Source organism: Paracerasibacillus soli (genome assembly GCF_042432965.1).
Lineage (GTDB): Bacteria > Bacillota > Bacilli > Bacillales > Amphibacillaceae > Paracerasibacillus > Paracerasibacillus soli.
The window spans coordinates 303,052-324,681 of sequence record NZ_JBHLWL010000022.1 but is presented as its reverse complement, the minus strand read 5'-3'; the positions used below and the strand labels follow the sequence as shown (position 1 = coordinate 324,681).

Here is a 21,630-nt window from a genome sequence, read left to right as displayed (position 1 = left end):
TGATAAGTCTTGAACTGGCACTTTTATAGGCATTGATGAATTTCGATAATTCACTGTTGGGTTGTGCTTTGAACAAAATATGAATATGATCAATATCGTGATTCCATTCAACTAATGTGATATTATATTTTTCACTCAACGACACAAATTTATCTTTAGCATAATCTGAAATAGTATCATCTATTACTTTCCTTCGATACTTTACGACTAACACAAGATGGTAATACATCGAGAACACCGAATGGTTATTACTGTCCAACTCCATTACAATATAAACTCCTACACTTTATACGACTGATTATACCATATTGAGCAAAGAGGCAAAAGAAAAAGACTTTGGGCTGTCACCCAACCGAAATTCATCTCCCACTTACCGTTGGGCTACGCCCTTCACACGCTTGAAGAGGGAGACTTCTTTCGGAAGTACGTTAAATAGTAATGAGTACCCTTTTATGATTGCTTCCGTTTTACTTTTAATAATTGATTACCACTAAGCGTACAAGCTGCATTTTTAAGCACACACTCTACTATACTTCCTATAAACTAGCTACCTACTTATGTTGTAGATGCGGAGGAAGTGGCCGCCTGATCAGCTTTTACACAATCGATGGCAACAACGAGCGCAATCAATGTCTTTTCCATTTCCTCCTTCATAATCTGAACTTTGTAACTATCGCCCCAAGTAAACCATTTTTTGCTCACTTCACCGATTACTTCTCCGCGCTGGAAAATTTGGAAATCCATATCCCACCAATTCCCCCGGACATCTATGCCTGCCGCTTCAATAGAATAACGGGCTTTTAGGAAAGAAAGCTCCTTTTTAATCGTAATGACTTCGTGGCCGTCTACTTCAACGGAAAACTTCGGTAAAAAACTGAACACCTTTTTGGTCACAAGCCCTATTTCTTCACGTGCCGCATTCATAATGGTGAATGACTTTGGTATTTTCATAAAGCTACCTTCAACATAATAGACGTCATTTTGTTCCGCATCTTTCACCGTAAATTTTTCTTTTAAACTGAATACCTTTTGTTTTATAAAAAGTTCTCGCATATGGTACCTCCTGCTATTATTTTTCCCTTTTGACAAGGCTCACTCCCTGTTGATAAAAATGAATTTATATATCCTAGCGTTACGAACTTATTACTTAAACGGAACCTTCACTTATTTGTTCAAAATAGAAAACAAAACAAGTTTAACCTTTATTTATTATAAGCCATTTACAAATTGTTTTCATAAGTTAGACATATTAAGTCAAGAATATATCCTATTCATAATGTCGATTATAAGACACTGGACTTTATGAAATTAAAAGTTCAAAAAACGGCATCCAAACCTTATTGGATGCCGCCTTCCATCTAATTTGGGATTCTAATCCCTACTATTTTATTACTATAACAGTCAATTAAATCATCGTTAAGCGCTTCGTCCTTTTGCTATTAAAAGCGTCCCCAGACCAAGGAATAATACACCAAGGAATAATGAATCATAAATATGTGTTGCTGTATTTGGTATTTTACTACCATTAATAGATTCGCCTTTTCCATCTACCTGTTGATTATGTGATGGTCCGTCTAGTTGAGTTGGTTGTTGTTCAACTTCCAGAACTGATTCGGAATCATTTAAATCTAGTCCAGCAATCGCTGCCTGCAACCGTGTGATTGCATCCGTTATTTCACCTTGTGTTTTCGCACGCTCCATCACTTTTTCAGCGTGACTTATTGCCTTTTGCAATGAAGAAAATGATGCTTCTGTGTAGTTCTCTTTTTTATAAGATTTTGCTTTGGCAATTATATTTTCTAGCACCGTTGTATCAAGCTCCGGTTTTGGTTCCGGATTAGGAGCTGGACCTGGTTCCGGATTAGGAGCTGGACCTGGTTCCGGATTAGGAGCTGGACCTGGTTCCGGATTAGGAGCTGGACCTGGTTCCGGACTTGGGTTTGGAATCGGGTCTGGTGCTGGTTCCGGACTTGGACCTGGGTCTGGACTTGGCTCTGGCTCTGTTAATCTCTCTAATCCAGCTAGTGCCTTTTGCAATTGTGTTATTGCTTCTGTCACTTCTTCTTGTGCTTTCGCATTCTTTACTACCTCTTCTGCATGACTAATCGCCTTTTGCAAGTGGGCAAAGGATGTTTCCGTATAATGCGCTTCTTCATATGTTTTTGCATGGTCAATTAATTTACTTAACTCTGTTGTATCTACTTCTGGTTCTGGATCAGGAGCCGGGATTCTCTCTAATCCAGCTAGTGCTTTTTGCAATTGTTTTATTGCTTCTGTTACTTCTGCTTGTGTCTCCGCATTTTCTACTACTTCTTCCGCATGACTAATCGCCTTTTTCAAGTGGGCAAAGGATGTTTCCGTATAATGCGCTTCTTCATATGTTTTTGCATGGTCAATTAATTTACTTAACTCTGTTGTATCTACTTCTGGTTCTGGATCAGGAGCCGGGATTCTCTCTAATCCAGCTAGTGCTTTTTGCAATTGTGTTATTGCTTCTGTTACTTCTGCTTGTGTTTCCGCATTTTCTACTACTTCTTCTGCATGACTAATTGCCTTTTGCAAGTGGGCAAAGGATGCTTCCGTATAATGCGCTTCTTCATATGTTTTTGCATGATTGATTAGTTTTTCGAGTTCTGTTATGTCTATTTGTTCTGGATCAGGAGCCGGGATTCTCTCTAATCCATCAATTTCCGCTTGCAATTGCGTCATTGCTTCTATTACTTCCTCTTGTGCCTTCGCATGCTCTGCCACTTCTTCCGCATGGCTAATCGCATCTTCTAATTGCGTAAATGATGCTTCTGTATAATGTACTTTTTCGTATATTTTTGCGTGTTCGATTAGCTTTAATAACTCTGTTATATCTACTTCTGGTTCTGGATCAGGAGCCGGGACTCTCTCTAATCCATCAATTGCCGCTTGCAATTGTTTTATTGCCTCTATTACTTCATCTTGTGTTTTCGCATTCTCTGCCACTTCTTCCGCATGGCTAATCGCATCTTGTAAGTGGGCAAAGGATGCATCTGTATAATGCGCTTTATCGTATATTTTTGCGTGTTCGATTAGCTTTAATAACTCTGTTATATCTACTTCTGGTTCTGGATCAGGAGCCGGGATTCTCTCTAATCCATCAATTGCCGCTTGCAATTGTTTTATTGCCTCTATTACTTCTTCTTGTGTTTTCGCATTCTCTGCCACTTCTTCCGCATGGCTAATCGCATCTTGTAAGTGGGCAAAGGATGCATTCGTATAGTTCTCTTTTTCATATGTCTTTGCATGGTCAATCAGTTTCTTTAGCACTGTTACATCTATTTCCGGGGCCTCTATTACTTCTACAACTACTTCATCCAATACTTTGCCAGTTTTATCTGAAACAATTACCTTTAATTTTGTTCCAGCAGCTTGTACTGGTATTTCAACCTCAAAGTATCCTGCTTCATCAACTGGTGCTTCGCCAAGGTTTGTTTCTACCTCATCTTTTACAGTTACAGTTGTATGAGGCTTCGTTATTCCTGTCACTTGATTACTCTTACTGTTTACAGGATCTACCATTGTGGTAATTTGCTCTTCACCAGCAAAATGTAATTTGGTATCTCCCCATGTTGCATGGTCAGACCCATTACCATTACCACCGTCCGTAACGACTATTTTTAATTCTTTTCCTCCACTAATATCTACCTCAAAGTATTTTTGTGGATCTTTAGAATTCATTAAACCACTATCAAACTTTTTAAGTCCATCTACGTACACTTGGAACACGACCGAGCCAATGGTACCGTACATTTGGCGATCAACACCTACATAAGAACTAAGATAAGCAGCTTTGATTTCTGTTAAATCATAAACAATGGTGGAGTTAGCATGTGCCCCTATACCTTTCTTGTAAGCTACTTCATTACCATCTTTATCTGTTAGCCTCAATGGATTACTGCTTATTGAAACATCTTTGTTAGGTCCAGCATAATTATTTTCAGTATGTATCCAATCGTAATCAGATAAATAAGTAAAGTTATCCATATCAACTACAGAAACGATTCTCTTTTTAGATGCTTTGTTACCATCACTATCTGTTACAGAATAAATAATCTCATACTTACCAGGCACATCGAAGTTTACCTTTTCGATACCCGTTACTTTTACAGCGTCAGTTAAATCACCATCTTCTGGGTCTTTTGCTTCATAAGTGTCATCCAAATCGATTGGAACACCGACCTTCGTTGCAACAGATGGAGGTATCGTAAGTTTTGGTTTACTACTTTCTAAAGTGAATTTAGCCTCAGCCCATACTGTGTGATCCGAAGCAATTCCATTTTGGTTTGCATCTGTCGTAACAAGTTTTATCTCTTTAGCACCTGTAACAGGGACGCGAATAAACTCGTGTTCCGTATCTGATTTAAATACACCGCTCGTAAATTCTCTTTTGCCATCAATCCACACTTCAAATGTTGCCGAGGAAGGTTGGCCTTTTACTGCTTGATCGATGCCAATGTAACTCTCAAAAAAGTCATAACCTACTCCTTGAACATCGTAAACAACTTCCGAGTTCGCGTGTGCACCGATTCCTTTTGGATAGGTAACATCTATTCCTTGTCTAATCAGTGTAATTGCACCACCGGCAGGCGATAAGTCCTTTTTCAGACTACCCCATTCAATTTCAGCCGACTTTTCATTTATATCTGAGAGATAGGTATAATCACTTGTCACCGTTACATTGGCGGTTTTTGTTTCCTTTATTCCTCCATTGTTCACTTCATAAACAACTTTATAATTTCCCCTTTTGGTAATGTCGATGTTATTTGACTTTACCGTTACATCCTGTGTTATATCATCACCTAAATACGAGGATGCTTTGACATAATCCATGGGATCATAATCTTGTCGTAATTTTAATGTTACAAATTCCTCTACAGATAAGTTTGGTTTTTTTGAATTCGCCTTTTCAGGTTGTATACTATTTAACTTTTTATCGTAAGCTACCACTTCATAAAGATAAGATTTACTCGGATCTATATCGTCATCAACAAAGGAGGTGCTAGTTGTATAGCCAATCACCTTTCCATCCCTTGAAATCTCATACCCCATTGCAGCATCTCTATTTGTCTTATCTATACCAAACGTAATCGTATTTTGTTTATTCTCTGTATCTACTTTTATGGTATTTATCGTTAATTTTGCATCCTTTGAAAAACCAGTACCATTATAATCTCTTCCTAAACTATGCATGTATTCTAATTTCACGTCAGGTTTAGGTAAATGGGCAACTTTCTCTTTCATTTTTTCAGTAGCCTTTACATATCCCCAGTCATCAAAAAATGTTGTTAAATCGGTTTTTGTAGCTACCGAAAAGCCGATGACTAATCGTTGTAAATGATTATCTAATCCGTCCATAATGCCATCGGGATTTGTTCTTGCAACACGAGAGGCTTTCCCATAACTATCTTCTCCATAATAATACTGGATTTGTAAAAGCACACCTAAGTAAGTAAAGAAACCATGATTTACTTCTTCACCTTGGAATCTTCTGTATAAGGAATCCCAATCTGCTCGATCATCATAATTGTTATTCATCTTTTTCCGCATGATCACGGCGTATAAATTATTTGTTACCTCACCGTGTTCCATAATGGAATTATTAATATTATGACCCCATTCATGGTAGTAAGCCCAATCGTCATTTCCTGGGAAGCTAATCGGTTTCACTATTTGTTTAAAGAAACCACCATCTCTTTTAGGAGAATCGCCTCCGTTATACCCAGTGTAACCCCAGTCAGACCAACCATAAGGGCCTTTTGTAAATACTCTTGATGTAAACTTCGCGGGGAAGTTTCTATTTTTAGGGTCTGGGTCATCTTCCACATTACCACTTATTTTTTGGAATTCTTTCCACATTAGTTCCCATTCATCCATTGTATCGGAAACTGTTTTTCCTGTTGAACCTAATTCCTGTATCCCTTTTAAAGCCCCAGCAGCACTCGTTGAAATTGTGTTATTTTCCGAAACAAGCTCTGCAACATTATATACAACGTCTTTTGGTTTTCCCTTAGAAAAATCAGTATCATCTGTACTAATATTCTTGACGTACTTTTCTAAATCCCTTTTAAACTGAGCTGGGTCCGTTTTTCCGTGATAATAAACAGGAAAATCAGTCCCACCTACTAATCTAATTTTAGGAGCATAGGCTTGTTCGCTTGGTAAAGCCGGATTCTCCACATAAATTATTGCAGGATTCATTGATTCAAAGTTTGGTGCAGTAATTTTATTTAAACCTTGTTGTAATGGATATCTTCTAATCCAGCCATTCTTATCATCAGCTATTTGTCCGAACACTAAATTTGGCATGATACCATCTTTATCTGCATCAACAAATACTTGAATCGTTTCTCCAGGTACTATATATCTTCCAAACGTATCAAGAGAAAATGAAGTTCTTGGAATCTGATGCACCGATGCAGTTGAACCAGAGTCTCCCCGCTGAGAGGCGGTTACCACAACTTCTTTTGACTCATGATCGCTATCTAGAATATCTTTGGCGATATCTATCTTTATTTGTAACTGCTTTTCTAGAGGGTGCTTTGCAATCTTTTTCTCTAATTGCTCAATTTTACTTTTCGAATCATATTCTGGCTTTAATTCATTCATTAATCCATTTGTAAACATATCATCTATTTGATCTGCTACAACGTCTTCCTTATAGAATGCTAGTTCAGATAAAGTAGCCCAGTTCTGATTTGATTTCTTGAACGTAAATTTAACTCGCTTCATTGTAGTTGGTTTAAACTTTGCTTCTACTAATCCACTTACTATCTTATGTTTTCCGGTTGATAGAAGTTGATATGTATCCCCTTTAGACGTTTGGGAAACATAGATTTCAAATTCCTCAGCAAAACCTTTATTATCTGATGGCCTGGCGCCGTATATAAGTCGATTGACTTCCACAGCTTCTTTAAATTCTACTTCCACTTCATTTGTGAAGTCATTCGCATTGGCCCTATTCGTTTCCCAATAAGTTTGTAAGTCACCATCAACAGCATGTTCGATTACAGCGCTACTGTAGTGTCCCGCGTTATTTCGGATACTTTTGATATTTTCGTAATCCATCTGAAATAACTGCGTATATGGTGCATTGGCATAATAATTAAATGCCTTTGTTTCAGCTGTAGTGGCTGTTATCTTGGAGCTATTTAATAAAATCCTCGCATTATCAATATCTTCTTTAAATTGTTTGTATAGCGGATGACCTTGCGCTTCCTTTTCTAGTTTGTCTAGTGCCTCGATTGTACGAAACTCTTTACTGACGGAGCTAAACGTGTCATCTGTAAATAATTGCTCCATCTTTTCAGAAACGATATCTTCTTGATAAAATTGAAATTCCGCTGCACTTGCCCATTCTTGATGCACATCTTTATATACAAATTTCAGACGTTTAAATGTAGTCGGTTCAAATCGAATTTCTATGGTGTCTCCCGTAGAACCTAAATATGAACCTGTTGAGACAAGTGTGTAATCATCGCCAGTATCTGTTGTTGAACCATAGATATCGAACGCTTGGGCAAACCCCTTCCCCTTTGCACCTGTTTGTCTAGCAGTATATACAATTCTATTTAATGTTGTTGTCTTATTTAACGTAAATTCAACCTCATTAGAGAATATGGCGCTATTAGGTTTTCCTGTTTCCCAGTGCGTGTTCATATCACCATCAATGGCATTTTTAAGTGGTGATCCTGGATAGTCCCCACCGTTATTCGTAATCGACTGGATATTATCCATGTTCATTTTAAATTCCTTATTATAGTCATCTAGTAAATCACTGTTATATAGATGAAACTTCTGTACGATTGCTTGATTGGATTGTTTAACACCTCCTTCATCATCCAATTGCATCGTCAAACTCTTAACGCTAAAGTCCTGCGTTAAGGCATTAACTGGCTCATTTGCACCAGTCAATAACATGGCCGCTATAGCTGCAGCCGCAACTACCTTCATACCTATTCCTCCTCATAGAATTTCCCAAGGAGTACACAAAAAAAGTTACCCTTATGGAGAGTAATTTACTTTGTCTACCTTTTAGACAAAAAGTAATGGTGTACTCCCTGGTAACTGATTGACACATTCCTAAAATCCCTAAACTTCATGGGGGGTCGCTAAGAATGCGCTATAATTATAATGGGCTTGTATGTATTTTACAATAGTGCTTATAGCCTATGATGAAGCAATGCTGATACGGCATTATTGCATATAAAAATGATTTATCAGTCATAAAGTTAAATTATAGTAGGATAAAAATAATGAATTACACATTTTGTATAATAGGCTTTTAGTGCTTACTTAGAAAAATCAATAAAAATAAATAGGTCTGATGTCACGTTCTTGAATTATATAGATTTATCGACAAATATGGAGGTATGGGTCTTATAGGCGATGACTTTATGGATAGGGTACATCCTCATCCGGTTCATAATACTTTTGATCAGATAAAAAGGACCCGCCACTTTCTCCGCCCATCTGCTTTGTCGACCCATCTTTATATACATAATAATAATAGATATTGCCAGGGTCATCCGAAAATTCTACAAGTAAATAATACGGATTCTGTGTTTTATTTCCTCGAAAATTGATTGCGGAGATAGTCCAAGTAGTATCTGGATATTGCGCTTGCAAATATTCCTCTAAAGCTATGGATTTCTTATTAATTTGATGTTCTATCCAAAATGGACGAATGATAAAAAAGGTTATAACTCCAATTAAAACAACAGTTGATATGTAAAATCCAAACTTTAACTTTTTCCCCCAATATAAAATTGCCGCGATAATAAGCAGGAAAAGAATCATCCCACCCGCAATCATATATTCGATAACTTCATGAGGATATAGCCTCACCTTTTCTCCCTCCTATTATTAGTACCGGATATGCCCATATTATTTTCTAGTAAAGATTCAATATAGCTAGCTTTAATATTAAAAAAATATTGTATATATGCTTATTATATAATACTATAGAATTCAGAATGAAAGGAGGTTTGGTGTTGATGAAAAGGTGTTTGTTGTCTAGTATGCTACTAATACTGATTTCTTTCTCGGTATTCATAGGACCTTCAGAAAAAATGGCACAGTATTCCCTTAATCCTACAGATGAACCCGTTATCTCGATGGTTAGTAAAATTACAAATTCTGATGTAATAACGGAATCGGTCCACACTATCGTCCAAAAGTGGCAGATTGAAGTTCTATTTCCCCCTACTACATCTACACAGACCTTATTAGGAAAATCTATTCCTTTTAAGTTTATTAACCATGCATTTTTCTCTAGAGAAATTGCCGGTTTTCTCACTGTAGTGCAGCATCAATCTAATTATCTCCCCTAATACATTAAAAATCCCATTTATCAGGCTATATTTAAATATTTATACTTCGTGATATTTCCATTTACAAATAGATGAGAAGTGTTTTTCCTATGCCTTTTTATATAGGAGTAGGTCCCTGACACTTATTATCTATTCATACAAAGAAATACAATTCTACAACAAGGGATAATGATAGCGTCCATCGCTTGTTTATGTGAACTACAATCAATCCGGGTGATGTTGGTTTGTACCCGTAATTACGATATTAAATACCTAAGCGGTAGATATTTATAAAAGATGACAAGGAATCAAAGTAATTGAAAAGGACTGATTTCATGACTAAAAGCAAAGAAAAAATTAACAATAATCATGATGAATTGAATAAAAGAGATCTTATTTCAGCGAATATATTTGTCGCCTTATTGGCAATAGGGATGTTAATTGCTGGAATTGTATTAGTTAAAATGACATACTAACAACAAATAAACTTGGGAGATAAATATGGAAAATTGGTTAACTGAAATGATGAATGAATTTGGTTACATTGGGATTATGGTTCTTATTGCAATTGAAAATATTTTCCCACCTATACCTTCCGAAGTCATCCTAACGTTTGGAGGTTTCATGACAACTACATCTCAACTAAGTATGATAGGTGTCGTTATATCAGCGACAGCTGGCTCAGTTATGGGGGCTATTGTTCTATATATCATTGGCTTGCAACTCGATGTAACAAGGATGGAGAAAATCGTAAATAAGTATGGGCATATCCTCCGCATAACAAAAAATGATATTCATAAGGCAGATAATTGGTTTGATAAATATGGATCTTGGACAGTCTTCTTTTGTCGATTCGTTCCAGTAATTCGTAGTTTGATTTCCATTCCCGCCGGTATGTCACGTATGAATTTGGGATTATTTCTCCCTCTTACAACATTAGGAACTGTCATTTGGAATATTGTTCTTGTATACTTAGGTGCTTCAGTTGGTGCTTCTTGGGAAGTAATTGTATTATATATGGAAATGTACTCCAAAGTCATTTATGCAATATTACTTTTATTGATTATTGCTCTCGTTATAGTCTTTATAAAACGAAAGGGTAATCGCGGTAATCGCCTTTAAACAAAAGTTTATTAAAAACGTTTTTATAAAGCGTCCTATTCCATCATAAAGGCTTTTATTTCTGTTACAGAACTATGAAATGAGGAAAAGGTATTAGTGAATTAGATAAAGAAGCAATACCGTACCACCTTTATGACGTGCTCTAATGAAGTAGATTTTAAGAAATGATTTCGATTAGCAAATAAAGCCATTAAATCCGGTTATATTCAAAATCATGTCGTAAAAGATATTCATTGATTGATAGAAATCAGCAAACAAAATTTTTGTACAAACGAATTAGCTCTGCTATAATCGTCTGTAATTCAATAGGATTTCCTTCGGGGTCGGGTGTAATTCCCAACCGGCGGTGATGAGGTACACCTCTTAGCCCGCAACCCGTATTCATACATATTATGAATACGGTGGATTTGGTAAAATTCCAAAGCCGACAGTAAAAGTCTGGATGGGAGAAGGAAAAACAAATTGTTCAAAAGTACTGCTTTTTGACGTTTATTTGTTACTGCTTTTTTTCTCCCTTACTAAAATTAGTAAGGGAGATTTGTTTGTATGGAGAGTTTAATCACGAAAGGGGAGTATCTTTTTGAAATGAATGATAGTGAATATATGAACCTCGCACTTTTACTAGCGCGTTCTACTTTAGGTCAAACGAGTCCTAACCCAAGTGTAGGTGCCGTGTTAGTGAAGGATGGCCAATTGGTGGGAACCGGCGTGCATTTAAAGGCTGGCACTCCCCATGCAGAAGTCCATGCTATAAACGAAGCCGGAATCTCTGCTAAGGGAGCCATTATGTACGTGACGCTTGAGCCGTGTAATCACCATGGAAAAACACCTCCGTGCGCTGATTTTATTATTAAAACAGGTATTCGAAAGGTCTTTGTAGCATCTTTAGATCCAAATCCTCTTGTTGCAGGCAAAGGCGTTGAGAAGTTAACAAGAGCAGGTATTGAGGTTGAGATTGGTTTATGTAAAAAAGAAGCGATGCAGCTCAATGAAAAGTTTTTTCATTTTATTCAAACAAACACTCCATTCGTAACAATTAAAGCAGGCATTTCACTAGACGGTAAGATAGCAGCAAATTCAGGTGACAGTAAATGGATTACCTCTCCTGAATCAAGACAAGATGTACATCATCTTCGTCACGAACATGATGCAATACTAGTAGGTAATCATACCATCCTACAGGATAACCCTCTTTTAACCACCAGAAGACCCCGTGGTGGAAAAAATCCCATTCGAATTGTATTGGACACGAACTTAAAAATTCCAGTGTCTGCAAATGTTGTGCAAGATCGTTCTGCGACAACCATCATTTTTACAGGAAGCCAGATTGATTTAAACAAGAAAATAGAACTTGAAAGACTTGGTGTAACAATTATTTCTCAAAACAGGAAAGCCATCTCATTGCAAGAAGTTTTGAAAAAACTAGGTGACCTAAAGCTTATTTCTGTCCTTGTAGAAGGCGGATCGGAAATTCATGCGTCATTTATTGAGGAAAATAATTATCAACAAATTATTACCTACATTGCACCAAAAATTATTGGTGGCAAGGATGCTATTTCATTTGTTGGAGGAATAGGTCCTAGTCTTGTGAAATTAGGAAAACAACTACACTTTACAGAAATCAAACAGTTAGGGCCGGATATTAAAATTACGGCAAAACCACTTCATAGGGAGGAAAATGAAGAATGTTTACCGGAATAATTGAAGAATTAGGGGCCATTCAAAGAATAGAACCCCATGGGAACACACTCGTCCTGAATATTAAAGCAAAGAAGGTCCTAGAAGATATAACACTTGGAGATAGTATTTCAGTGAATGGCGTTTGCTTAACTGTAACGAATTTTAATCATGATTCATTTTATTTGGATATTATGCCGGAAACCTTTCACAGCACTTCACTTTCTGAGTTGAAACAAGGTTCACTAGTTAATCTAGAAAGAGCTATGAACGCTAATGGTCGTTTCGGTGGTCACTTTGTTACGGGCCATATTGACACTGTTGGAAAAATTTCCAAAAGAGAAACAAAGGAAAATGCTATCTATATCTACATGCAATATCCTAATGAATTCAATCATCTTTCGCTATATAAAGGTTCTGTCGCAATTGACGGCACTTCCTTAACCATATTTGGGGTATCTGCTACTACATTGACCGTGTCCATCATCCCTCATACCGCAAAGGAAAGTGTTCTTGGTTTGAAAGATGTAGGAGACAAAGTTAATATCGAATTCGATATGATTGGAAAATATGTATATTCCTTTTTTGAGAGGAAGGCTTCACACAATTATAAAGATAGTATTTCAATAGACTTTCTCAAAGAAAGCGGATTTATGTAAACAGAAGATAATCTTCTACACGAAACAATAGGAAGGGGTAATAGAAGCGATGTTCCATAAAATAGAGGAAGCATTAGAAGATTTAAAATCAGGTAAGGTTATTATTGTTTGTGATGATGAAGACCGTGAAAACGAAGGAGATTTTGTAGGGCTAGGTGAGTTTGCAACGTCAGAAATGATTAACTTTATGGCTAAAGAGGGAAGAGGGCTCATTTGTGTACCAATATCTGAATCAATTGCAGATACCCTAGAACTTAAACCAATGATAGAAGTTAACACAGATAGTTACGGAACAGCCTTTACTATTAGTATTGACCATATTGAAACGACAACAGGTATTAGTGCATTTGAGAGAGCTTTGACCATTCAAAAATTACTTAATGAACAGACTCTACCAGGTGATTTCAGACGACCCGGACATATATTCCCGCTTCTATCAAAGGAAGGTGGAGTGTTACAACGTCCCGGTCATACAGAAGCTGCCATCGATTTAGCGCGACTAGCAAACTCAAAAGAAGTAGGTGTGATTTGTGAGATCATGAATGATGATGGAACAATGGCACGAGTTGACGACTTAAAAGAGATTGCAAGAAAGTTCAATCTAAAGATAATTACCATCAAAGATTTGATAGCATATCGACTCGAGCATGACACATTAATAGAAAGAGAAGTGGAAATTAACCTTCCTACTGAATTTGGGGATTTTAAAGCTATCGGTTTTACCAGTAAAAGTGATAACAAGGAGCATATTGCACTTGTAAAAGGGGAAATTTATGCAGATGAACCTGTTCTATTAAGAGTACATTCAGAATGCTTAACAGGGGATGTGTTTGGCTCGAACCGTTGTGACTGCGGATCTCAACTTCATGCTGCTCTTTCCCAAATTAATCAAGAAGGGAAAGGCATCCTTCTCTATATGAGACAAGAAGGAAGAGGAATTGGGCTCATCAATAAACTAAAAGCATATAAACTTCAAGAAGAAGGCTACGACACCGTGGAAGCTAACCATAAGTTAGGTTTCCAAGCTGACTTACGCGATTATAAGATTAGCGCCCAAATATTACGTAACCTTGGTGTGAAAAAGATGCGTTTGTTAACGAATAACCCTCGAAAGATGACAGGCCTTAGTAGATACGGTTTGGAGATAGTCGAAAGGATTCCTCTACAAATGCCACTAAAGAGGGAAAATAAACAATATCTAAAAATAAAACAAGAAAAACTCGGACATTTATTAACTTTTTAAACGAAGGAAAGGAAGATATATGATTATGAAAAAAGTACTCGAAGGAAACTTAGTTGGTACAGGTTTGAAAATCGGAATTGTAGTTTCTCGATTCAATGATTTTATTACGAGCAAATTACTGGATGGGGCAGGAGATGCTCTTAAGAGACATGGAGTTAATGAGGAAGATGTGACAGTCGTGTGGGTACCAGGAGCTTTTGAAATCCCACTTGCAGCAAAGAAATTAGCAGATCAGGGTAGCTTTGACGCAATTATTGCGCTAGGAACAGTAATAAGAGGAGCTACACCACATTTTGAATATGTAAACAGTGAAGTTGCAAAAGGGGTAGCAAATCTAGGAATACAAAGTGGAATACCTATTATGTTTGGTGTACTAACAACAGAGTCAATTGAACAGGCCATAGAACGCGCTGGTACAAAGGCAGGGAATAAAGGCTATGAGGCAGCTGTAGGGGCAATAGAAATGGGGAACCTTTACAAAGACTTTAACTAAAGATATATAAACATAAGAATATATTGTAAATAAATATGCATAGCATTAGTAAATATTGATTAACTTTAAGAAGACAGCCATAAACCCTATCAAATTTCTGTTGTTTAAAAAAACACTTTTTGACACAAAAGTCCAAAAAGGCTTTTGTGTCATTTTTTTGTTCAGAAGTTTTGTGTCTCTCGTCGGTCTACGCATACAACGTATAATGATAGGATATGCCCGATATTCATTAAGCAATCAACACGCTTGTATGCAGACAAAGCTATAACAAGTCTAAACTTAAAGTTAGAGGTTGAAGTATTTAGTTCATATTAGAAATAAGCATCGAATGTTTTTATTTTACTTCAAATGAAAACCTTTGCTCTCAACAAACCCTCGCATGTGCACTCTTCCTTTTTCCTTCATAAACTCAGTCATGGATTTAGTTCATGTAGTTTGTTTGTTATGAGAAGAACGTTGTTGATAATAGATGCCCAATGTCTGATCATAGTCATCAAGTAGCTTTTCGTACTTTTCCTCGTTATACTGATTTTCATGAACAATAGCATCCAACGGGAGGCTTGGCTTTACTTCTGTTTTTTTCAGTTGGGATGCCCAAGCATAATTCAAATAGAGGAGACACTTTGTCAGGTAGGCCTACAATCCTGCTAATAGGATCCGGGTTATTGCGTACACCCCCGATATAACAGCCGCCATAACCAAGTGATTCCGCTGCGGTGATGACATTTTGAGCTATAAGAGCAGTATCGATGGTTGCGATCAAGAAATTTTCTAGATTATCATGTTCAATGACAATACCGTGCTTCTTACCGGTAACCTCGAGGCGTTTTAAATCCGCACAAAATAGAAGGAATTCTGCGGCATCACTTATATGGGTCGTAGTTTACTTATAACATTAGTAGAAATTGACATCTAGTAGTCAGTCTATTAAGGAAATAACTACCTTTGTGCTATGGAGTATCTTTCCCCTTTACAAGCTCAACAAATTGACTTAGCCATCAAGAACCTCCCACAATCTGGCGTAATTGAATAAAAGGTTGAGAAAGGCTATCCCATCCCTAATTTGGAATGGCCTTTACGATGACATTTTCTTGTTAGAGATAACCTCACCTTACTAATCGTTTTTATTTTTCTTCAAAGACATATTTTTAATGGTTTCTTTCAATTCTAGTTTGATTTTTATTTTAGAATAAATCGATTTGCTTTAGATTCATTCCTCTATATATACGACGTTAACAATCCACCTGCTGCACCTGTAACCACAATAGTCCATGGTGGCAATTTCCAATATACCAACATACTAAATAGGATTGCTGCTAGCACCAAATCTATTGGTGTAAGAACTGAGCTAGTCCAAATTGGATGATAAAGCGCAGATATTAAGATACCTACAACAGAGGCATTTACCCCCATTAAAGCACCTTTTATTTTAGGATTACTCCTCAAGGCATCCCAAAATGGTAATGTGCCTAGAGTAAGAAGAAATGCTGGTAAAAAGATTGCGAACATAGCAAGCAGACCACCTTTCCAGCCGTTAATCACCGCACCAATATATGCTGCAAACGTAAATAGTGGTCCAGGAACTGCCTGAGCAGCACCATATCCTGCTAGAAATTCCTGTTCATTTAACCATCCAGTAGGAACAAATTCCTGTTCTAATAAAGGTAAAACAACGTGCCCCCCACCAAATACAAGAGAACCAGAACGATAAAAGCTATCAAAAAAAGCAATCCATTCTATTGATGTAAGGTTACGTAGTATAGGAAGAAAGATCAACAAACCAAAAAATAAGGTTAGACAAGAATATCCTAAACAACGTGAAATAGGAAAATGGGCTTCCGATTGTTCCTCCTGAATAGTTTCCTGTCGATATAGATAAAAACTAACAATCCCCGCTATTAAGATGGCACCTATCTGTGTGTAAGCTGTCTGCCATAGTAAAGTGACGACCAATGCAAATAATGCAATGGCTTTTCTTTGAAGGTCGGGAGTTAACTTTTTAGCCATACCTAAGACTGCATGTGCGACAACTACAACAGCAACGATTTTTAATCCACTAATCCATCCCGCATCTTCTATTCCAAAAGTATGAAGAAAGGTGGCAAAAATAATAAGAGCAACGACGGACGGGAGTGTAAAGCCTAGAAACGAAATGATTCCTCCTAATACTCCGCCACGCATGACACCAATACCAATTCCAACCTGACTACTAGCAGGACCCGGTAAAAACTGACAAAGGGCAACTAAGTCTGCATAGCTTTTTTCATCCATCCATTTTCTTCTTCGGATATATTCTTCATGAAAATAACCTAAATGTGCGATAGGTCCTCCAAATGAAGTTAGTCCAAGTCTAACAGAAACTATTAAGATTTCTAGCCAAGTTTTTAGCTTATTGTCCTTTTTTTCATTCATATTTTCACCAACTTTAACTATTTAATTTCTTTAAATAATTCATAAGCCTTTGCCCTAGCTTGATTGAAAACTTCTTCACCTTTGCTAGTTGCCGTGTAATATTTCCTTATTCTCCCTTCTACGTTTCGCTTTTCTTTTAATAAAAGTTCATCTTTTTCCATACTGTGTAGAATTGGATACAAGGTTCCTGAACTAATTTCATATCCGTGTTCTTGCAGTTCTTCTTGCATCCAAGCACCATAGATAGGATGTTCCATAGCATGATGCAAAATATGTATTTGTATAAAACCCAAGAAGAGTTTTCTTAGTATTTTATCTTCCAGTTTATTCACCTCTTATCGCCATATTATCGGAATACAATATCGGAGTTCGACATTATAGATGATATTAAGGTAACATATTTTATTTAGCGATTCAACAGGAGGAGTACCGATGTGTGAATGAATTGACCGTTATTTTCGTAATTTTTGAAGGATTGCTTTCAGATATATATCTGCAAGATGAGGATAAGCAAAAGTTTATCTTTAGAATATCGAGATTAGACAATGAAGGGAAACGGTTGGATATGGCTAGTTTTTCCATTGATACAGGCGATATGAACTCACTGGTGATTTTTTAAGACTAGGTAATACTAAATTACTCTTATAACCCTATAGAAGAGCCGGAAGAAAAAAAGAGAAGCGTTTGGCGAGGTATTAAAGCTAGTTACAGGGAGAACCTAAAAAGACATCAGCAAAATGCTGATGTCTTAATATTAATTTGAACTAACTTGAACCAAAAAGGCTCTGTAAATGTTGGTATATTAACAAAGTGATTAACGTTTTGAGAAATACAAGCATCTGTTTTATACATACTCAGGATTCAAATTGAGCATGAAGAATCGCAACTTTTAATAAAGGATGAGTAGTTTCGTCTAAAATAAATTCATCTTTCGAAAGATGAGTGGTATCCATCGTTTCTCCATAAGGATGTTTATTAGCGAAAATTCCCCAATTCTCCATATGGTTTTCAATTTCATCAGCATCTACAGGAACATAAACTGCATCTTCAAATCGTTTTGTGGGTCCTATCCAATTAGGAACTTTTCGAAACTCTCCACTACTTGCATGCGTCCCCCTAGCATCTTTCATCAACACCTTATGAAGATCTAAAATGAGACGAGTTTTAAGAGGATAGCCGTTTTGAATTCGTTCTTGTCCAAGCGCTAACGCTTTACGATAATTTAGAACTTCTCTATGTTCTGCTTTTTGTTTAGATATATGTTTGTCATTAATCATATCTGTGAAGGTAACTTGAGTGCCTTCAATTTTGGTCGATTGAACAGATTCTTTTAAAGCGAGTGTATTAACTAAATCACTTTTTACAACAGAATGTCTTAGTTTTTCATCTAATCTACTTATATTTGACGACACGAGCGCTAACTTTATAAACAGTTCTGATGCTAACTCTTTATTCACACTAGCTGGCAACTTTTTAATTCCTCTGATTGGTGACATCACACCGCTCCTAGTAAGAATCGTTTTTCAATAAAATAATCTTAATGTATCTAATATACACATATTAGTTAAATTTAGTACTTTTTATCCTTAATAACTTTTAAGACACAAAAAGGCACCGACATTCCTGCCAGTGCTTTAAAGTAAATTTATACGCTATATTCAAATTTGCATCAAAAAGCACATGCTAGCCGTTGATACGACAGCATTTGTTCCAACGTTTTGGGAATTGTCGTATAGATAAAAGTGTATGAAAAAGGATTGGAATTGACACTACTTGAACCAGTTCGAACCAACACGATAGATGTTAGTTGAATACATTTTGCTAATATTATTCACTGCTTGTGCACATTTAAATCTTTTAACGAAGGGTGCTTATTATAGTAAATACATAGTTAAAAAAAGTTTAAGAGATAAGATTACCTAACTTATGATCTCATTCGAATATTTCCTTTTCGCAAAGAGATAGTAAATGATTTGCAAGAGTAGATATAAACCTCCAATTGTTAAAAAGTTTACAATCAGGATAGGTTTAGACATAATACCTCCACCGTCTTGAACAATCGTTATAATATATATATAGCTTAAAATGATTCCAATAATTGGTGCCAAAAAGAACAAAATTCTCAGTTCTTTTGAAACCATCTTTTTTACCTCTTTTTTTGTAATTCCTATCTTATATAACTTTCGATATTTTATTCTTTCCTGTTCAATATCCGCAAATAAATTCAAATACACTAGAATAAACGTCGCAAAGAAAAATAAGATACTTAAAAATGTGGATACAAAAAATATTAATCCACCATCTATTCTATTTCTATTGTATTCATTTACTTTTGAAACGGGCACTAACAACTCCTTTTCAGAGTATGGAGAAAATTGCCCGATAGGATACTCGTCAATTTTAGGAGTTAATTGATTTTTTTCCTGTAATTTTTTCGTTAATTCATTAACCACCTCAGCTGATCGTTTCCAGTCGGTTATATCTAGCCAATGTATCTCGGCAGGATATACATCTAAGATATTTCTTAACATCTCGTAATCTCTCTCGTTTACTAAAATAATATCAGCATTATAATAACGAAAACGATAATCAAATATCGGTTCTATAACAATATCCTGTAAAGCTAACGAGATGTTTTCCTCCCCATTGTTAAAATTAAACCCTTCTGTATAATCACTGTTTTCCTCTGAAATAGTAGAACTAATCAAATAAATATAATGTCCTTCACTAATATGAAGCTTCGTTTTTGAGACTTTATTAAAACTCTCTACTGGCATAAACGTATACCTGTACATAAAATTCCATTGGGGGTTAAACTCGAAATAATCAAATGTCTCTATAAGATGATGCTCAAGTATGACATGATTGTTATTATTAAATGTTTCAGAAAGTTCATCTAATGAGATGTTATTTTTTGTTTCCGTTTTGACAAAAGCAATATCGTATGGAAGTTCTTCCGCTATATTTTCAGCACTAGAGTAAAAGTTTAAGGTTAGGGTGCTATAAAAAATAGTCACCATTGCCATAATAATAATAAGCATAAATGTTGATTTAAGTTGTTTAAATTTAAAGTCAATGCTCGTTAAAGTTAAGAGTCTACGATAATAGATGCTTGGATACTTTTTAGTATATTTAAGTAAAAAACTACCAAACCGGGAAACAGCCAAATATAAACCAAGAAAAAGGCTTATTGTACATAAAATAAAGGGTGTGCCTTCCCCCAAGTCATATATATGATTAAATATTGTCTGATCTAGGTTAAACTTCTTTTCATAAGTAAATATATATAGAATTGACATAGAAAATAAAATAATTGCTATTCCCAATACACCTAAAACTGGACTTTTAAGGGGCTTACTTTCAGATATACGATCCCACTTCATGATTTTCACAAGTTCATAGGTTTTCATCATGAACAAGGACTTTCCTATCGCAACGATAAAAACAATAAGAAATATCCCGATTGTATAAAGAAACATCATTCCATTAAGATAAAAGGGAATATCTGTTATACCCACATTGCTCATTAAAATAAGAAAAAATAAACGTGAAAATACAATTCCTGATAAAAGTCCTGTAGCAATAGAGGAAAGAGCAATCCCTACATTTTCTAGTAATATTAATTTTATAAGATCACTATTAGACATTCCTAAGGTCATAAATAGACCGAATTCTTTTTTCCTTCTTTTAATGAAAATAGAGTGAGCGTAACTAATAAAGAATACTGTAAAAATAAACAACGCTACCGCTGGAATGATTAGTATTTCGTTCATCCCTTGCTGAAACTGTGGATTATCAATTATTTTATCGTTAAAAAAGACTGTTGAAAACATAAAGAAGACCATGACAGTAAAACTATTGCATAAAAAGTAAAAGATATACTTCCTTTTATTTACCTTTACCATTTTCCACACAAGTTGCTCAAATGTCATTGCTTTCTCCCCCTAAAATCGCAAGACTATCCATAATTTGATCTATAAATTCTTTCCTAGTTCCCTTCTTCACTATATGCGAATGAATTCTTCCATCTTTAATAAAGGTGACCTTATTACAGTAGCTTGCAGCAAATACATCATGAGTAACAACTAAAATAGTTGTTTGAAAATCTGTTACTATTTTCTCAAAGCATTCCAAGATTGTCGCAGATGATTTAGAATCTAAATTTCCTGTTGGTTCATCCGCCAATATAATATCTGGTTCATTTACAAGTGCTCTACTCACTGCTACTCTTTGTTGCTGCCCTCCAGATATTTGATAAGGATATTTATTAGCTATATCTTTTATCCTAAATAAGTTCATCATCTCAAGTGCCTTCTTTTCCATATAGGAAGCAATCTTTTTCTCTAAAATCATAGGTAACATAATATTTTCTTTGACAGTTAAGCTATCTAACAAATTAAACTCCTGAAATACAAATCCAAGTCGTCTTCTGCGAAAAAGCGCAAGTTCATCACCACCCATATTACTTATTTCATTCCCAGAAATAATCACTTCTCCTGAAGTAGGTTTATCAATTCCACTTAATAAATTCAATAAGGTTGTTTTCCCACTTCCCGATGGCCCCATGATGGCAAGAAATTCTCCTTTATTAATTGAAAGACTGATACCGTCTAAAGCTCTCACAGAACCAGCTTCTCCCTCATCTCCATATAACCTCACTAAATGATTCGCTTGTAGTATATCCAT

At 36.0% G+C, this 21,630-nt stretch carries 18 protein-coding genes and 1 riboswitch; of the genes, 7 read left to right on the top strand and 11 right to left on the bottom strand.

Features of this window, described 5'->3' with window-relative positions; translation table 11 throughout:
* The 4 genes from tnpA to ACFFIS_RS08215 all read right to left on the bottom strand — a co-directional run.
* On the bottom strand, positions 1-265 hold a 265-nt coding region (gene tnpA / locus ACFFIS_RS08230; protein ID WP_390186933.1), incomplete at its 3' end, for an IS200/IS605 family transposase.
* A gap of 290 nt (positions 266-555) precedes the next feature.
* Entirely contained in the window at positions 556-1,053 is a 498-nt protein-coding gene (locus tag ACFFIS_RS08225) for an LURP-one-related/scramblase family protein (protein ID WP_320380957.1), read from the bottom strand.
* A 363-nt stretch (positions 1,054-1,416) separates the two neighbouring features.
* Positions 1,417-7,980, bottom strand: coding sequence for an NPCBM/NEW2 domain-containing protein (locus ACFFIS_RS08220; RefSeq protein ID WP_390186932.1), 6,564 nt, complete (start codon positions 7,978-7,980; stop codon positions 1,417-1,419).
* Positions 7,981-8,421: 441 nt separating this feature from the next.
* Positions 8,422-8,874, bottom strand: coding sequence for a hypothetical protein (locus ACFFIS_RS08215; RefSeq protein ID WP_390186931.1), 453 nt, complete (start codon positions 8,872-8,874; stop codon positions 8,422-8,424).
* 799 nt (positions 8,875-9,673) lie between these two features.
* Here ACFFIS_RS08215 and ACFFIS_RS08210 point away from each other — a divergent pair.
* The 6 genes from ACFFIS_RS08210 (at position 9,674) to ribH (ending at position 14,532) form a co-directional block, all read left to right on the top strand.
* Positions 9,674-9,814, top strand: a complete 141-nt coding sequence (locus ACFFIS_RS08210) for a hypothetical protein (protein WP_320380947.1) — start codon at positions 9,674-9,676, stop codon at positions 9,812-9,814.
* A 25-nt stretch (positions 9,815-9,839) separates the two neighbouring features.
* Positions 9,840-10,460, top strand: coding sequence for a DedA family protein (locus tag ACFFIS_RS08205; RefSeq protein WP_320380946.1), 621 nt, complete (start codon positions 9,840-9,842; stop codon positions 10,458-10,460).
* 309 nt (positions 10,461-10,769) lie between these two features.
* Positions 10,770-10,918: riboswitch (FMN riboswitch) on the top strand.
* A 127-nt stretch (positions 10,919-11,045) separates the two neighbouring features.
* Positions 11,046-12,161, top strand: coding sequence for a bifunctional diaminohydroxyphosphoribosylaminopyrimidine deaminase/5-amino-6-(5-phosphoribosylamino)uracil reductase RibD (gene ribD, locus ACFFIS_RS08200; protein ID WP_390187099.1), 1,116 nt, complete (start codon positions 11,046-11,048; stop codon positions 12,159-12,161).
* On the top strand, positions 12,146-12,796 hold the full coding sequence (gene ribE, locus ACFFIS_RS08195) for a riboflavin synthase (RefSeq protein WP_390186928.1): 651 nt from the start codon (positions 12,146-12,148) through the stop codon (positions 12,794-12,796). The genes ribD and ribE overlap by 16 nt, the downstream gene beginning before the upstream one ends.
* Before the next feature lie 49 nt (positions 12,797-12,845).
* Positions 12,846-14,039, top strand: coding sequence for a bifunctional 3,4-dihydroxy-2-butanone-4-phosphate synthase/GTP cyclohydrolase II (locus ACFFIS_RS08190; RefSeq protein WP_390186926.1), 1,194 nt, complete (start codon positions 12,846-12,848; stop codon positions 14,037-14,039).
* Positions 14,040-14,064: 25 nt separating this feature from the next.
* On the top strand, positions 14,065-14,532 hold the full coding sequence (ribH, locus tag ACFFIS_RS08185) for a 6,7-dimethyl-8-ribityllumazine synthase (protein ID WP_390186923.1): 468 nt from the start codon (positions 14,065-14,067) through the stop codon (positions 14,530-14,532).
* A gap of 426 nt (positions 14,533-14,958) precedes the next feature.
* Here ribH and ACFFIS_RS08180 read toward each other — a convergent pair whose 3' ends face one another.
* The 4 genes from ACFFIS_RS08180 to ACFFIS_RS08165 form a co-directional block, all read right to left on the bottom strand.
* Complete coding sequence (locus tag ACFFIS_RS08180) at positions 14,959-15,141, bottom strand: nitroreductase family protein (RefSeq protein ID WP_390187108.1); 183 nt, start codon at positions 15,139-15,141, stop codon at positions 14,959-14,961.
* The gene (locus ACFFIS_RS08175) at positions 15,065-15,295 is read right to left on the bottom strand and encodes a nitroreductase family protein (protein WP_390186922.1); all 231 of its coding nucleotides are present in this window, start codon (positions 15,293-15,295) and stop codon (positions 15,065-15,067) included. The genes ACFFIS_RS08180 and ACFFIS_RS08175 overlap by 77 nt, the downstream gene beginning before the upstream one ends.
* A gap of 455 nt (positions 15,296-15,750) precedes the next feature.
* Positions 15,751-16,944, bottom strand: coding sequence for a chromate transporter (locus tag ACFFIS_RS08170; RefSeq protein WP_320380943.1), 1,194 nt, complete (start codon positions 16,942-16,944; stop codon positions 15,751-15,753).
* A 17-nt stretch (positions 16,945-16,961) separates the two neighbouring features.
* Positions 16,962-17,267: a PadR family transcriptional regulator gene (locus ACFFIS_RS08165; RefSeq protein WP_320381529.1), complete on the bottom strand. Its 306-nt coding sequence runs from the start codon at positions 17,265-17,267 to the stop codon at positions 16,962-16,964.
* A gap of 113 nt (positions 17,268-17,380) precedes the next feature.
* On the opposite strand from ACFFIS_RS08165, the gene ACFFIS_RS08160 reads away from it, so the two are divergent.
* Entirely contained in the window at positions 17,381-17,563 is a 183-nt protein-coding gene (locus ACFFIS_RS08160) for a hypothetical protein (protein ID WP_320380941.1), read from the top strand.
* Between the two features lie 235 nt (positions 17,564-17,798).
* Here the strand turns inward: ACFFIS_RS08160 and ACFFIS_RS08155 are convergent, their stop codons facing one another.
* From ACFFIS_RS08155 to ACFFIS_RS08145, 3 genes are all read right to left on the bottom strand, one after another.
* The gene (locus ACFFIS_RS08155; RefSeq protein ID WP_320380939.1) at positions 17,799-18,440 is read right to left on the bottom strand and encodes a Fic family protein; all 642 of its coding nucleotides are present in this window, start codon (positions 18,438-18,440) and stop codon (positions 17,799-17,801) included.
* A gap of 423 nt (positions 18,441-18,863) precedes the next feature.
* Positions 18,864-20,876 carry an FtsX-like permease family protein gene (locus ACFFIS_RS08150; RefSeq protein ID WP_390186920.1) on the bottom strand — a complete coding sequence of 671 codons (2,013 nt, stop codon included), beginning with the start codon at positions 20,874-20,876 and terminating at the stop codon, positions 18,864-18,866.
* Positions 20,866-21,630 carry an ABC transporter ATP-binding protein gene (locus ACFFIS_RS08145; protein ID WP_390186919.1) on the bottom strand — a complete coding sequence of 255 codons (765 nt, stop codon included), beginning with the start codon at positions 21,628-21,630 and terminating at the stop codon, positions 20,866-20,868. The genes ACFFIS_RS08150 and ACFFIS_RS08145 overlap by 11 nt, the downstream gene beginning before the upstream one ends.

What these genes read in the sequence shown, in the direction of transcription:
- ACFFIS_RS08225 (WP_320380957.1), bottom strand. Translation starts at nt 1,053, where the DNA reads ATGCGAGAACTTTTTATAAAACAAAAGGTATTCAGTTTAAAAGAAAAA.
- ACFFIS_RS08220 (WP_390186932.1), bottom strand. Translation starts at nt 7,980, where the DNA reads ATGAAGGTAGTTGCGGCTGCAGCTATAGCGGCCATGTTATTGACTGGT.
- ACFFIS_RS08210 (WP_320380947.1), top strand. Translation starts at nt 9,674, where the DNA reads ATGACTAAAAGCAAAGAAAAAATTAACAATAATCATGATGAATTGAAT.
- ACFFIS_RS08205 (WP_320380946.1), top strand. Translation starts at nt 9,840, where the DNA reads ATGGAAAATTGGTTAACTGAAATGATGAATGAATTTGGTTACATTGGG.
- ribD (WP_390187099.1), top strand. Translation starts at nt 11,046, where the DNA reads ATGAATGATAGTGAATATATGAACCTCGCACTTTTACTAGCGCGTTCT.
- ribE (WP_390186928.1), top strand. Translation starts at nt 12,146, where the DNA reads ATGTTTACCGGAATAATTGAAGAATTAGGGGCCATTCAAAGAATAGAA.
- ACFFIS_RS08190 (WP_390186926.1), top strand. Translation starts at nt 12,846, where the DNA reads ATGTTCCATAAAATAGAGGAAGCATTAGAAGATTTAAAATCAGGTAAG.
- ribH (WP_390186923.1), top strand. Translation starts at nt 14,065, where the DNA reads ATGAAAAAAGTACTCGAAGGAAACTTAGTTGGTACAGGTTTGAAAATC.
- ACFFIS_RS08170 (WP_320380943.1), bottom strand. Translation starts at nt 16,944, where the DNA reads ATGAATGAAAAAAAGGACAATAAGCTAAAAACTTGGCTAGAAATCTTA.
- ACFFIS_RS08155 (WP_320380939.1), bottom strand. Translation starts at nt 18,440, where the DNA reads ATGTCACCAATCAGAGGAATTAAAAAGTTGCCAGCTAGTGTGAATAAA.
- ACFFIS_RS08150 (WP_390186920.1), bottom strand. Translation starts at nt 20,876, where the DNA reads ATGACATTTGAGCAACTTGTGTGGAAAATGGTAAAGGTAAATAAAAGG.
- ACFFIS_RS08145 (WP_390186919.1), bottom strand. Translation starts at nt 21,630, where the DNA reads ATGGATATACTACAAGCGAATCATTTAGTGAGGTTATATGGAGATGAG.